The organism is Paenibacillus vietnamensis (assembly GCF_020169515.1).
Lineage (GTDB): Bacteria > Bacillota > Bacilli > Paenibacillales > Paenibacillaceae > Pristimantibacillus > Pristimantibacillus vietnamensis.
Genome location: NZ_JAHMHW010000010.1, coordinates 64,136 through 77,331, shown reverse-complemented (window position 1 = coordinate 77,331; position 13,196 = coordinate 64,136). Strand labels below are relative to the sequence as shown.

At 52.4% G+C, this 13,196-nt stretch carries 11 protein-coding genes; 10 read left to right on the top strand and 1 reads right to left on the bottom strand.

Going from position 1 to position 13,196, the window contains the following annotated elements; genetic code table 11:
• The first annotated feature begins 90 nt into the window (after positions 1-90).
• From KP806_RS18360 to KP806_RS18325, 8 genes are all read left to right on the top strand, one after another.
• Positions 91-1,023 (top strand): ADP-ribosylglycohydrolase family protein, encoded by a 933-nt coding sequence (locus KP806_RS18360; RefSeq protein ID WP_224725185.1) that lies wholly within the window; start codon positions 91-93, stop codon positions 1,021-1,023.
• A 316-nt stretch (positions 1,024-1,339) separates the two neighbouring features.
• Complete coding sequence (locus tag KP806_RS18355; RefSeq protein WP_224725184.1) at positions 1,340-3,235, top strand: PAS domain-containing hybrid sensor histidine kinase/response regulator; 1,896 nt, start codon at positions 1,340-1,342, stop codon at positions 3,233-3,235.
• A gap of 36 nt (positions 3,236-3,271) precedes the next feature.
• Entirely contained in the window at positions 3,272-3,835 is a 564-nt protein-coding gene (locus KP806_RS18350) for a GNAT family N-acetyltransferase (protein ID WP_224725183.1), read from the top strand.
• A 276-nt stretch (positions 3,836-4,111) separates the two neighbouring features.
• Entirely contained in the window at positions 4,112-5,857 is a 1,746-nt protein-coding gene (locus KP806_RS18345; protein WP_224725182.1) for a sensor histidine kinase, read from the top strand.
• Positions 5,854-6,969, top strand: coding sequence for a response regulator transcription factor (locus KP806_RS18340; protein WP_224725181.1), 1,116 nt, complete (start codon positions 5,854-5,856; stop codon positions 6,967-6,969). Before KP806_RS18345 ends, KP806_RS18340 begins: the two co-directional genes overlap by 4 nt.
• 159 nt (positions 6,970-7,128) lie before the next feature.
• Positions 7,129-8,850, top strand: coding sequence for an extracellular solute-binding protein (locus tag KP806_RS18335; protein WP_224725180.1), 1,722 nt, complete (start codon positions 7,129-7,131; stop codon positions 8,848-8,850).
• Positions 8,851-8,926: 76 nt separating this feature from the next.
• Positions 8,927-9,817 (top strand): ABC transporter permease, encoded by an 891-nt coding sequence (locus KP806_RS18330; RefSeq protein WP_224725179.1) that lies wholly within the window; start codon positions 8,927-8,929, stop codon positions 9,815-9,817.
• A 36-nt stretch (positions 9,818-9,853) separates the two neighbouring features.
• A complete protein-coding gene (locus KP806_RS18325) occupies positions 9,854-10,738 on the top strand; it encodes a carbohydrate ABC transporter permease (protein ID WP_224725178.1) in 885 nt (294 codons plus the stop codon).
• A gap of 105 nt (positions 10,739-10,843) precedes the next feature.
• Here the strand turns inward: KP806_RS18325 and KP806_RS18320 are convergent, their stop codons facing one another.
• Positions 10,844-11,140 carry a YjzC family protein gene (locus KP806_RS18320; RefSeq protein WP_224725177.1) on the bottom strand — a complete coding sequence of 99 codons (297 nt, stop codon included), beginning with the start codon at positions 11,138-11,140 and terminating at the stop codon, positions 10,844-10,846.
• A 216-nt stretch (positions 11,141-11,356) separates the two neighbouring features.
• Between KP806_RS18320 and KP806_RS18315 the strand changes: the two genes are divergently transcribed.
• Positions 11,357-11,545 (top strand): hypothetical protein, encoded by a 189-nt coding sequence (locus KP806_RS18315; RefSeq protein ID WP_224725176.1) that lies wholly within the window; start codon positions 11,357-11,359, stop codon positions 11,543-11,545.
• 274 nt (positions 11,546-11,819) lie between these two features.
• Positions 11,820-13,073, top strand: coding sequence for an ATP-binding protein (locus KP806_RS18310; protein WP_224725175.1), 1,254 nt, complete (start codon positions 11,820-11,822; stop codon positions 13,071-13,073).
• Positions 13,074-13,196: the final 123 nt, after the last annotated feature.

The following is a 13,196-nucleotide window of genomic DNA, read 5'->3' as shown; positions in this document are numbered from 1 at the left end:
AGCAATGTCTTTTTTCTTTTCCTCCATGTACGAAGACTCTCGCGCTATCTCTAATCGGGATATATGATGGAATGAGGAGGTGCATCACTTATGAGTAAAACTGCAGCTTTGAGCCTGGACCGTTATCTGGGATGTTTGTTTGGTTTGGCGGCGGGAGATGCGCTGGGCACTACGGTTGAATTCAGTGCGCCGGGTACATTCGAGCCAATGAGTGATATGGTAGGCGGGGGAGTCTTCGGTCTGAAGGCCGGGGAGTGGACGGATGATACTTCAATGGCGCTCTGCTTGGCGGACAGCCTGCTGGCCGTGCGTGGATTTGATCCAGTGGATCAGATGACACGTTACCGGAGGTGGATGAGGGATTGCTATATGAGCAGCAATGGTGTCTGCTTTGATATCGGAAATGCTACAAGGGAAGCGATTCTCCATTTTGAACGCAGCGGCGAAGGTTATTGCGGCTCGGAAAGTCCGATGGCTGCGGGGAATGGGTCCATTATGAGGCTGGCGCCGGTGCCGATGTTTTGGGCGATGGATCCGGCAGCTGCTATCCGTTATGCGGCCATGAGCTCCAGAACGACGCACGCTGCGGAAGAGTGTGTAGATGCGTGCAGATTTTTTGCTGCGCTGATCGTGGGAGCATTGTCCGGCTGGTCAAAGGAGGAGCTGCTGGAGTGTGCTCCTTTTGCGGAATGGGTGAACGGGGAAGCTCTTGCGCCGCGCGTGGAAGAGATTCGGAATGGCTCCTACCGCAAGCTCGAACCACCCGACATCCAAGGTTCCGGTTATGTGATTAAGTCGCTTGAAGCGGCTTTGTGGGCTTTTTACAAGTCCAGCTCCTTCGAAGAAGGTGCACTTCTTGCCGTTAACCTGGGAGATGACGCGGATACGACGGGAGCGGTGTATGGGCAGCTGGCGGGAGCTTATTACGGAATCGACGGAATCCCCGCCCGATGGGTGAACAAGCTGGCTAAGCGGGATGTCATTCAGACACTTGCCGAAGGCTTGTACAGGAACAAGCAATAGAATGGCCCAAAGCGGCTTCCCATAAGGTCCAATGCGACCGGAGGGATAGCCGTTTTTTTGATAAAATGTTTCATTTCATCGCCGCGGCGCAGTATTTGACCTTTCAATTCTTTTCTGATCGGACGTTGGACGCCTAATTCTCAGTCGCCGTATCAGACGGGCATCAGGAGCTTTCCGTCACCCTCAACCAGCACGAAAACGGCTCGAACCCCTAGTGCAATCATTCCTTCAAAACCCGTTTCCCCAAATAGGGAAGCGGGTATTTCGTATATGGGGGATCAGCTTGTATAATATACACAGATAAGGAGGAAAGAGCATGCAGCAAAATGCGGGTTTTGACCACCAGGCTCTATTCAAGCATGTCTATAAGAAGGCGCCGATTGGAATCGCGATCATCTCGATGGAACGGCAGTGGATCAGCGTCAATCCGATGATGTGCGGAATCTTCGGTTATTCGGAAGAGGAAATGAAGACGCTACGTACGGATGAATTTATTTTTCCCTATGAGGTCGGCGCTTCTGTTTATGAAACCGAAAAACGGTATTTGCATAAAAACGGCAACACGATCTGGACTTCCTTGCACGTATCGCTCATGCACGATGAAACGGACGGCAGGCCGCTGTACTACATCGCGCAGGTGATCGACATTACGAAGAGCAAAGCCGCGGAGCTGAAGCTCCAGGAAAGCATAGAGCGTTACACTTCCTTGAAAAAATATAACCACGACGCCATCCTGTCTTTTGGCCTGGACGGCAATATTATAAACGGCAATCAGATGGTGGAGCAGCTGACGGACTACAAAATCCCTGAACTGATCGGGACAAGCCTGTCCAGAATTATCGGCAAGGATAATGTAACCGACATTCTGTCGGGCTGCAAGGATTTTGCCAAGATCGAGCAAAGCATCAATGTCATTTACCATAAAGACGGCCACCCGATCGAGGTGCTGGCGACGCTGGCCCCCATCCTCATTAACAATAAAAATGTAGGCTACTACCTGATCGCCAAAGACATGACCGAGCAGAAGAGGCTGATCATCGAGAAGGAAGCGGCCGAGAAGACGAATCAGGCGAAAAGCGAGTTTCTGGCGATGATGAGCCACGAGATCCGCACCCCGATGAACGGCGTGATCGGCATGACGGAATTGCTGGCGGACACGGATCTGGATACGGAGCAGACGGAATACGTTCATATCATCAAAAAAAGCGGAGACACGCTGCTTCGCATCATTAACGACATTTTGGATTTTTCGAAAATCGAAGCGGGCAGGGCGGAGCTGGTGGAAGAAGAATTTAATATGCGGGCCGTTTTGTCCGAAACGTTAAATGTGATTTTGCCGAAAGCGCTTGAAAAAAATCTGGAAATCACTACATCGGTTTATCCGAACGTTCCGAATGTGTTTCTGGGCGATTCGACGAAGCTCAAGCAGGTGCTGATGAACTTGCTCAACAACGCGATCAAATTCACGCCTAACGGGGCGGTCGCGATCTCTATCGAAAACGTCAAGCAGGAGCAGGACTGGATCCGTCTCCAATTTACGGTCCGGGATACGGGCGTCGGCGTGCCGAAGGAGAAGGTCGTTCATTTGTTCCAGCCGTTTTATCAGGCGGATCACTTTATGACGCGCAATACGGAAGGCACCGGCCTCGGACTCGCGATCTGCAAGCGACTGGTCCAGCTCATGGACGGCGAAATCTGGTACGAGTCGGGCGTGAATCAGCTGGGATCCTCTTTTGTGTTCACGGCTCAATTTCAGCTGCCTGCCGATGCGATGCAGGACGAGTTGGCACTTTTGGAAGAGAACGCCGCGGACAACCTTCCCAAAATTCTGATCGCGGAAGATAATGACGTGAACCAGCTGGTGCTGAAAAAAATGATCGAGAAGCTCGGTTACAAGGCGACGTTAGTCGAGAATGGACAAGAAGCGGTAGAAGCCGTGAAGCGTTATTCGTACGATATTATTTTTATGGATATCCAGATGCCTGTGATGGACGGAATGGAAGCGACACGGACGATTAAGGAGACGCTGCCGGACGGGCAGAGCCCTTTTATCGTGGCGGTTACGGCTCATGCAATCAAGGGCGACGACAAGAAGTTTCTGGATGCGGGGATGGATGAATATATCAGCAAGCCCATCGGCTTTGACGATGTATCGTCCGCGATTGAGAAGTTTCTGGAATGGAAAAAGGGGCAAGTAAGGAGCAGGGTGTAGCCAACTATTTTTTGAAAAATAGGGAGGAAACTCGCAATGCCATTGTCGACCCGCATGAACCCGATTGGAATGATTGAGCCGGATATTCACGTACACCAGGCGAAGACGGAGGACACGGAAGCGGTGCTGCAGCTGCTGGTCAGCACGGCCGAGTGGCTGAAGAGCAAAGGCTCCTCGCAGTGGAACGCTTTGCTGCGCGGCGAGGATTCGCACCGGACGCCGGAGGCGATTGGGCGCGGCGAGGTGTATCTTTTTAGGCGGGGCGGTGTGCTGGCGGGCATGGTCATGCTCATGCAGAAGGCAAGTCCGTGGGACCGGGAGCTATGGGGAGAGGAGGGGCATGAGTCCTCCATCTACCTGCATCGGCTGACCACGAACCGCGAAGTGGCGGGTCGGAATCTCGGGGAAGCGATCGTCCGCTGGGCGGAATCGGGTATCCGGTTTCCCGGGAAGGACCGGATTCGGCTGGACTGCGTCGCAGGCAACGAGAGGCTGAACGAGTTTTACCTCAAGTGCGGCTATACCTACTTAGGCAAGGCTCCAAACGGGATGGGGGAGTATAGCAAGTTTGAGAAGGTTATTGCGTCAGGTGGAGGGTGAACATGACGTTAGCGGGAATTCATGTAGAGCTAGTAGGTTAGTGAAGATGAAGAGCTTGAAGAAAGATATTCCAGATTAGAATTAAAGGTAAATATTTAATAAGAATATTTGGTTTGGCCGCTTCTACGGAAGCGGTCCTTTTTTATGTTCTCATCACGCAATGCCAATATTGGATAAATACCCAGTACCATTTAGGTCTAGTTTAACCCATTTCGACCCTATATAATGTATTCAAACATTATTCGACAGAAGCATGGGGAGGATGAATGCAGCGGCATGAATGCGATCAGAAGCAAAGCCTATTCCTATCTTCAAAACTTGCCCCTTAAACGGAGAATCGTCGCCCTGTTTATCGCAAGTTCGCTTATCCCGTTTATCGGGATCGGGCTGATTTCGTATTGGACGATCGATTCGATCTTGTTCAACAAAATCCAATTGGGCATTCAAAGCAATTTGAAGCAGGTCCAGCTTTCACTTGAGAACACGATGAACAACATGAGCCACGTGTCGCAGCAGCTGTCCTTCGACGGGACTGTAGGGAAGAAAGTGGACCAATATTTGCTGGGGGACGGGCCGTATGAGACTTGGAGCCTGACCGACGAAATCAAAAGCGAAGTGGGAGCGATTACATTCACCAACCCGAATATCGGCCTCACGATGTATTACGCCGCGAAGGACGGAACGTATCTGTTTGAAAATCTGAATGCGAACGAGCATTTTGATCCGGGCAAGCTCCCCGTGCTGGACGTGACGAACAAAATCACGTATCATGCCCCGCATACGAGCCAGGACGGATTGAACAACCATAACGTGCTGTCCGTCCTGAGAAAGGCCGGCATTCCGGATCGCGACGATATTTATATTTACATCGAGTCGGGCTTCAAGCTTACGCAGAACATACTGGAAACCGACCGGATCAGCAAAAGCTCGCACCATTTGCTGCTCAGCAGCGACGGAACGATCGCGTTCAGCGAGCTTCCGGGCATTTTTCCGGTGAAGGGCGTGTTCCCCGGGCAAAGCTCCGGATCCGATCAAGGCGCTTATCGCGATTATTATTGGTTCAAGAGCTCGAGCAGCCAGGGCTGGAGCATCGTATCCGTCATTCCGAAGGCGGAGTACAACAAGGAGAGGAACCGCTGGCTCGTCCAAATCGTCCTCTTCTCCCTCCTGGTGCTGGCCATCAGCCTCCTGCTCGCATGGCTGCTGTGGAAGATGGTGTACCGCCCGCTTACCAAGTTCCATAAGGAAATAAAAAGGGCAGGCCAGAGCGATTTCAATTCCGCGCTAGATAAGACGTACATTCCGGAATTCGATTACCTGCTGCGGGATTTCGGGGAAATGAAGCAGCAAATCGGTGAATTGTTCCTCGAAGTGGAGCAGAAGGAAAAGCGCAGGGCGGACCTTGAAATCGAGAAGCTGCGCTATCAGATTAACCCACATTTTCTGATGAATACGCTCGATACCGCGCATTGGCTGGCCGTGATGAACGGCCAGGACGAAATCGACCAGCTTGTCGTCTCCCTGAACAAATTGCTGTACTACAATCTAGGCAAGCTGGGTGAGCAGACGACCGTAAAGGAAGAGCTTGAAGCGCTGAGGGAATATTTGACGCTGCAGCAAATCCGCTACGATTTCGATTTTAATGTACGGGTGGAAGCCGATGAGCATGTGCTGGACTGGATCATTCCGAGGTTTATCCTGCAGCCGCTCGTGGAAAATGCGCTATATCACGGCTTGAACGACCAAGGGAGCATCCGCGTGGATGTGAAATACGACGGCTTTATCGAGCTGTCCGTCCATGACAACGGCGAAGGGATGACGGAAGAGACGATCCGGGAGCTGCTGCATAACGACCGTGTCGAGAAAAAGAAAGTCGGCATGGGGATCGGCATGAATTACGTGAAACGGATGGTTGAATTTTATTACGATGGGCAAGCAAGCATGCAAATCAAGAGTGAATTAGGCAAGGGAACAAGCGTCATATTAAGATTACCGGCATTGGAGGCGGAGAGAGACGTATGATTAAGGTGCTTGTAGTGGACGACGATAAGCTGGTGCGCAAAGGGCTTATATCGGCGATGCCTTGGGACGAATTTGGAATGCAGGTGGTCGGGGAAGCGAACAACGGCGAGAAGGCGCTGGAATTTCTGCAGGCGAATCCGGTCGATCTGCTGCTGACGGACCTTGCGATGCCGGTCATGTCGGGCATCGAATTGATGCGCAGCGCCCGCAAGCGGTTTCCGGAGCTGTATATCGTCGTCTTGACCCTCCACCAAGATTTTGAGTATGTCCAGGAAGCGCTGCGGCTTGGGGCGATCGATTATATCGCCAAGGTGCAGCTGGAGAAGGAACGGTTCGAGGAAGTGCTCGGAAGGGTGCACGCCAGAATTCAGGAAGAAAGGAAGAAGAGCACGGCCGGAGGTAACAAGCAGAACGACTTATTTTACGAGGATCAGCCGGTCGGAAGCCGGAGCGAGCGCTCTCCGGAAGACGCGGGCAAGGAATCCGACGCCGACGAGAACGCTCTGGCCGGCGCGAGGGAGCAGTGGCTGGCGCTGGAATGGATTCATGACGACGCGCTCTACGCGCAGCTCCGGGACGAGCTGAAGGCGATGCGGCTGCCCGTGTCCCGGCTCATTCCGTTCTTCTACGCCATCGATAGCGAATGGAAGCGCGTGTATGCGGCGGTGACGGACCGGCGCCTCGCGGAGCCGGGGCCGTTCGAAAGCTGGCGCGAAGCTGAGGGCTGGCTGCGGTCGGTCCGCGAGCTTACCGCGCAATTCGCGGGCAGCCAGCCTTATTCGCAGGAGGTCGTAGACTGCGTCATGAAGGCGGTCAAGATCGTTCAAGAAGAGCTGGACAATCAGCTTTTTGTGGTGGAGGTCGCGAAGCGGGTCAACATGAGCCGCAGTTATTTTAGCTTGTGTTTCAAAGAGATCACGGGGAAATCTTTCAACGAATATGTGCGGCAGATCCGCATCGAGAAAGCCAAGGATTATTTGACGCATACGAATAAATCGGTCCAATGGGTAGCGGAGCATACGGGCTACATGGACGAAAAGTATTTTAGCCGATTATTTCGCGAGTATACGGGCATGCTGCCAAGCGAATTTCGCCATAAGCCGCAGGGGTAGGCAAACGTCCGCCGCCAAGGGGGAGAGACGTCTAGCCGCGCGGAGAAACTTGCGCCACTGCTCTACCCATTCCTTGGAGCCAGCTCTAACGTAAGAACGCTTTCATTGATGCTATCCTATACATGTGGCTCACTTATTCGATCAAAGGGGAGATAGAAGATGAAAGCGACGAAAAATAGCTTGGCCTTATTGACGGCTGCGCTCCTGATTACATTGACCGCGTGCTCTTCCGGCAATCAGCCGCCTGCTAACGGCAATGCAAACGAGGGATCGGGCGCCGCTGCCGGGAACGGCGAGACTGCGGCGCCTGCGGAGACGGCCGATCCTTTCGGCAAATACGAGACCCCGGTTACGATCAACGTAGGACAGGCAATCGATCCGACGGACAAAAGCTTGCCGCAGGGCGATACGCCGGAGAACAATCAGTATACGCGGCATATTAAAGAGCAGCTGAATATCGATACAAAAATCATTTGGCAGACGGCTTCGGGCAAGGACTACGACCAGAAGGTCAACCTGTCGATCGCGAGCGACGATCTGCCGGACCTGGTCATCGTGAACGACGCGCAGCTTAGACAGATGGTGAAGGCCGGCCAGGTGGAGGATTTGACGGAAGCGTTCGAGAAATACGCGTCTCCGGCCATCAAAGGCATTATCGAGAAAACCGAAGGCCGCGCGCTTGACGCGGTCACGTTCGACGGCAAGATGATGGCGCTCCCTAGCGTAACCGCGCGGGGCGACGCCGTTCACACGATGTGGATCCGCAAGGATTGGCTCGACAAGCTCGGCCTCGAAGTGCCGAAGACGGTAGAAGAGCTGGAGAAGGTGGCCAAAGCGTTCGTCGAGAAGGATCCGGACGGCAACGGGCAGGCGGACACTATCGGCATTACCGGCCAGCAGGCAGGCGGCAAGCTGTACGCCAACTTCCTGGCTTCGAGCAATAACACCTTCGGCCTGGATCCGATTTTCTCCGCTTTCAATGCCTATCCCGGCTTCTGGCTGAAAGGCGAGGACGGCAAGCCGGTGTACGGCTCCATTCAGCCGCAGGTGAAGGAAGCGCTGGCCAAATTGCGGGACATGTACGCCAGCGGCGCGATCGACCGCGAGCTGAGCATTCGCAAGGACGCGGCCGAGCCGGTCGTCAGCGGCAAATCGGGCATTTTCTTCGGTCCGTTCTGGATGGGCTACTGGCCGCTGCCGGACGCGGTCAAGAACGACCCCAAAGCAAACTGGCAGTCCTTTGCGCTGCCGCTTGACAAGAACGGCGAATTCAGCCCGCACATGGCGACGCCTTCGACGCAGTTCCTTGCGGTCCGCAAGGGCTACGAGCATCCGGAAGCCGCTCTTAAACTCATGAACCTGCTCGTTCGGGACGAAGCGAAATTCGACGTAAGCGTCTCCTTGAACCACTATCCGGTACGGATCGTATACGCGCCGGTCGATGAAATCGAGTACTCGCTGAACGCGCTTAAGGAAGTGTTGGCCGGAACGAAGACGGCGGCCGACCTGGACATTCCGGGCTACAAGCTGCTGGCGGACGATGCGACGAAGATCGGCAAAGCGAAGCTTGAGCCGTTTGACAACAATGACATCCAATATTGGAATACCGAAGATATCGGCATCTGGAGCCGCATGTACTCGATCTTCGTCGGCGGCGCGCCGCTGCTGGAGCCGCGCAACGAAGTGTACAGCCTGGTTTATTCCCAGACCAAGACGATGGAAAGCCGCTGGGCGAACCTGGAGAAGCTGGAGACCGAAACGTTCCTGAAAATCATTATGGGCGCCGCACCGGTCGACTCCTTCGATCAGTTCGTCGAGGATTGGAAGAAGCAGGGCGGAGATAAGGTGACGCAAGAGGTCGAAGAGGAAACGAAAGGCTAAGCCAATCGGAGGAGGCGGCGGAACGGGATGCATGATTCCGCCGCCTCAACTCTACAGAGTAGGAGTGGGATTAATCATGAGAAACAGAAGCTTCGAGAAGCACTACTACCTTATGCTTCTGCCCGGCTTGATTTGGCTAGTCTTGATCAATATCGTCCCGATGAGCGGCATTGTGATGGCTTTTCAGGATTTTAACCCTGGCGCGGGCATTTGGAAATCGGACTGGATCGGTTTGGAAAACTTCGAATACATGTTTGTGCTGTCCGACAGCAAGACGGTTCTATTGAATACGATTTATATTGCGGTGCTGAAAATCATCGGCAACCTGATCGTGCCTCTCGTCTTCGCGCTGATGCTGAACGAGCTGCGCATGCAGATCGTCAAGCGCTGGGTGCAGACGATCGTTTATTTGCCGCATTTTTTGTCCTGGGTTATCTTGTCGGGAATTTTGCTTGACGTGTTTGCATTTCAAGGTCCGGTCAACTCCCTCTTGGGAACGTTCGGCATCGAGCCCGTCTTGTTTTTCGCGAGGGCGGACTTATTTCCTTATATTATCGTAGGAAGCGACGTGTGGAAGGAATTCGGCTTTAACACGATCATATATTTGGCGGCGCTGACTTCGATCAATCCGGCGCTGTACGAAGCGGCCGCGATCGACGGGGCGACGCGGATGAAGCGCTTGTGGCACGTCACGCTTCCCGGCATTACGACGACGATCGTCCTGCTCGCCGTCCTAAGCTTGGGGAACGTACTCAACGCGGGCTTCGATCAAATCTTCAACTTATACAATCCGCTCGTCTATTCGACCGGGGATATTATCGATACGTGGGTATACCGCGCGGGCCTTCTGAACCTTCAGTTCAGCCTGGCGACGGCGATGGGACTGTTGAAATCGGTGGTCAGCTTTATTTTAATCGTCGTTTCCTACCTGCTCGCCTCCAAGTTCGCGAATTACCGCATTTTTTAAAATAGCTTTTACGCTTGATCGAAAGGAGCATGGATCATGGTTAGGGAACAATCGTACGGCTCCAAGCTGTTTGATATCCTGCTGTTCGTCGTTCTGATCGGTATTGCGCTCGTATGCATCATGCCGATTTGGTATACGCTCGCCGTCTCGTTAAGCGACAAGGCCGCCGCCGCCGCGGGAATCGTTCGTTTATGGCCGGTCGGCTTCAACTGGAATTCGTATCAAACGATCATGACCGACTCGAAATTTTTTAATTCGTTCGGCATTTCCTTGCAGCGGGTGGTGCTCGGCTCCATTATCAATTTCGCGGTTACGGTGCTGATGGCTTACCCGCTGTCGAAGTCCGTGAGGGATTTTCGCCTGCGCAACGTCTTTATGTGGCTGCTCGTCTTCTGCATGCTCTTCAACGGCGGCTTGATTCCTTGGTATATGGTCATGAAAAATTACGGCTTGATGGACACGATCTGGGGGCTCGTGCTGTCGGGCGGCGTGCAGGTATTCCATGTCATTCTCGTCGTGAACTTCTTCCGGAATCTGCCGAAGGAGCTGGAGGAGGCGGCGCTCGTAGACGGAGCGGGCCCATGGTATATGCTCGTGAGGCTCTTCATTCCGCTGGCCGTTCCGGTGCTCGCGACGATCACGCTGTTCAGCATCGTGTACCACTGGAACGAATTTTTCCACGGTCTCGTGCTGATGTCGTCGGCCGAGAAATACCCGCTGCAAACCTATATTCAGCAGCTCGTCGTGGTCATCGATACGACCAGCATGACGGAGGACGAATATAAGAAGCTAAGCGAGCTGTCGAACCAGACGCTGAACGCGGCCAAAATTTTTATCGCCATGATTCCCGTGCTGGTCATTTATCCGTTCCTGCAGCGCTTCTTCATTCACGGCATCACTCTCGGTTCGGTCAAAGAATAGGGAAAACAGACATCATGATGGTGTCTGCCGGGCCATGAGTCCGCTGAACGATACGGAATAAACCGCCTGGCCCTAGGGCCAAGCGGTTTTTGCCTTGCCATATCGTCAAGCATGCTGCCAAGTCTTTTCTTTACCTGATTTCGAGCAGTTGGGGAAAATGTCGCCTCTTCTAAGCACGACCTTCTCCCCGTCGGTGTCCATGTAGGTTCCGGATGCGGTTACATTTTCGCCGGACCGGTGCTGATGATTGACGGTCCTCCAGGTTGTCTCCTCGCCCGTTCGCGGACACATCGGGAATTTCTCGCCCTGCCTGAGCTCCATCGTTTCCCCTTCCGCACAAACATAGCGGCCTGTTTCCATAACTTCCTCATTAGAATGATGCCTTTCAGTTGTCGTCCTCATCTGTCGCCATCCCTTCCTCTGATTGAATTAGTGAAACCTCGCTCACATTAATAGCTTTACCCGTTTTGGGCCGGAATGAATCGCCCAAAACGTCCACTCGACGATCAAGCCGGAAACTGGTATACTAGCCGGGATGCTCTCTTTAAAGCGATTTCAGTTATCGATGCTGCTGGGGGGCCAGTCCGATTTTGCTTGCAGGCAGGAGTGTTAGAAACGGTGAGAAAATATAATTTTATGCGCCCGTTGTTGCTGATCGTGTCGGCGCTGCTCGTGAAGAGTCTGGTTACGAATTTATGTATGGTATTCGGAATGGAGCCGGGACCGGCGGATAATATCGGTTTTATCGCGATGCTGATCACCGCGCTCATTATTTATTCCCGAATTGCCCGCAGCCGCCGCAAATAACAGGGGAAGCACCGACTCTCGCGAAGGAGGGTTGGTGTTTTTTTTCTTTAGGTATGAAGTTAATAATTTTATATTTAATACAATACAGAATGTAATAAGAATATTATAATAAAAAATGAGAATAAAGCAGTATTGATATTCCTGTAAAATGAAAGCTATCATGAACTTATGATGGCTTTTCATTTTGAGGTCTGCCAGACGGAGGAATGCAGCAAAGGCTTGAAAGCGATCCTTTATTATGTGATTCCAAACATTAGCCGACAGGAGCATCCGTGTGAACATCGCAAAGGAAATTATGGTGCAATTTCTTTTCGTTCTGTTGCCGTTTGTAGGCTTTAACGTCTACTACCGGGACAAAACACAAAATTACAGTAAAAATTTTATTACCGTAGCGTGTATGCTGTCTCTGTTCCTGGCGATGACTTTTTCTCTGGATTTAAAAGAGGGGTACTACTTTGATGCCCGCCATATCATCATGTTTTTTGGCATGATCTTCGGCGGCGTTCAGACGGGGATTATCCTTTTGCTCGAATTTATCGCATACCGTTTGTACATAGGCGGAGAGGGGAAATGGATCGGAATCTCCGTGTTGACCTGCACCTTTATTCTTTCCCGATTGTTTACCCCTATTTACAAGAGGGCGAACCGGAAGTGGCTGGTATCGCTGCTGGCGGGTGTCATGTTCTCGCTCCAATCGGGATTTATAATTTATTCTTTCGATCCAGCCTATGTACTAAGCAGTTTATATGACCATCTTGTTGTTATCCCTCTCTTTTATATGGCGGGTATTGGAATGCTCACCTTCTTATTCGATAAAGCGGTATCCGACAAGGAATTGTTTATTCGATATACGGAAAAAGAAAAAAATGAAGCGATGGGCCACGTTGCCGCCTCGCTTGCTCACGAAGTGCGTAACCCGATTACCGCAGTCAGCGGCTTCTTAAAGTTAATGAGAAGCGCCTCCTTGCCAAAGAATAAGATGGACGAATATATCGTCATTTGTCTGGAGGAGCTGAACCGGATGGAAGTGGTCATCTCCGACTACCTGGCCATCGGCAAACCTCATGACAAACAAAAGATACGCATCGATCTTCTGCACCTGCTCCAGAATACAATCGATGTTATGCTCCCGTACGGCAATATGCATAATGTTCAGATCGAGCTCACGAAGCCGCAGGAGCCGGTATGGATTATGGCCGATCCGGATGAGATGAAGCAGGTCATCGTGAATTTTGTGAAAAATGCGATAGAAGCCTGTTCGGAGGTGTCGGACGGGAAAGTCACGTTAAGCGTATCCCTCTACGGCGGGTATGTCAGGCTGAGCATCAAGGATAACGGGATCGGCATGAGCCGGGAGCAGCAGAAACGTCTGGGCACCATTTACTTCTCGACCAAATCCAACGGTACCGGCCTGGGGCTGACCTTTTCCTTTCAAGTCATACGCGCGCTGGGCGGCGCGGTATCCGTGCAAAGCGAACCGTACGGAGGCTCGAACTTTACCATTGATATTCCTCTTGCAGGAAATTAGTTGGTCAAAAAAGCAGGGGCTGTCCCGGGAGACAGCCCCTACTTTTTTTGGCTTGTCGGAGCGCCGGCAGAACCGTGTAAAGTTCCGCTGCGCTTTTTACCTCAGAAACCTGACATGAGAGTG

Coding starts and splice junctions, on each gene's coding strand:
- KP806_RS18345 (WP_224725182.1), top strand. CDS start 4,112: ATGAATGCGATCAGAAGCAAAGCCTATTCCTATCTTCAAAACTTGCCC.
- KP806_RS18335 (WP_224725180.1), top strand. CDS start 7,129: ATGAAAGCGACGAAAAATAGCTTGGCCTTATTGACGGCTGCGCTCCTG.
- KP806_RS18325 (WP_224725178.1), top strand. CDS start 9,854: ATGGTTAGGGAACAATCGTACGGCTCCAAGCTGTTTGATATCCTGCTG.
- KP806_RS18340 (WP_224725181.1), top strand. CDS start 5,854: ATGATTAAGGTGCTTGTAGTGGACGACGATAAGCTGGTGCGCAAAGGG.
- KP806_RS18355 (WP_224725184.1), top strand. CDS start 1,340: ATGCAGCAAAATGCGGGTTTTGACCACCAGGCTCTATTCAAGCATGTC.
- KP806_RS18320 (WP_224725177.1), bottom strand. CDS start 11,140: ATGAGGACGACAACTGAAAGGCATCATTCTAATGAGGAAGTTATGGAA.
- KP806_RS18360 (WP_224725185.1), top strand. CDS start 91: ATGAGTAAAACTGCAGCTTTGAGCCTGGACCGTTATCTGGGATGTTTG.
- KP806_RS18350 (WP_224725183.1), top strand. CDS start 3,272: ATGCCATTGTCGACCCGCATGAACCCGATTGGAATGATTGAGCCGGAT.
- KP806_RS18330 (WP_224725179.1), top strand. CDS start 8,927: ATGAGAAACAGAAGCTTCGAGAAGCACTACTACCTTATGCTTCTGCCC.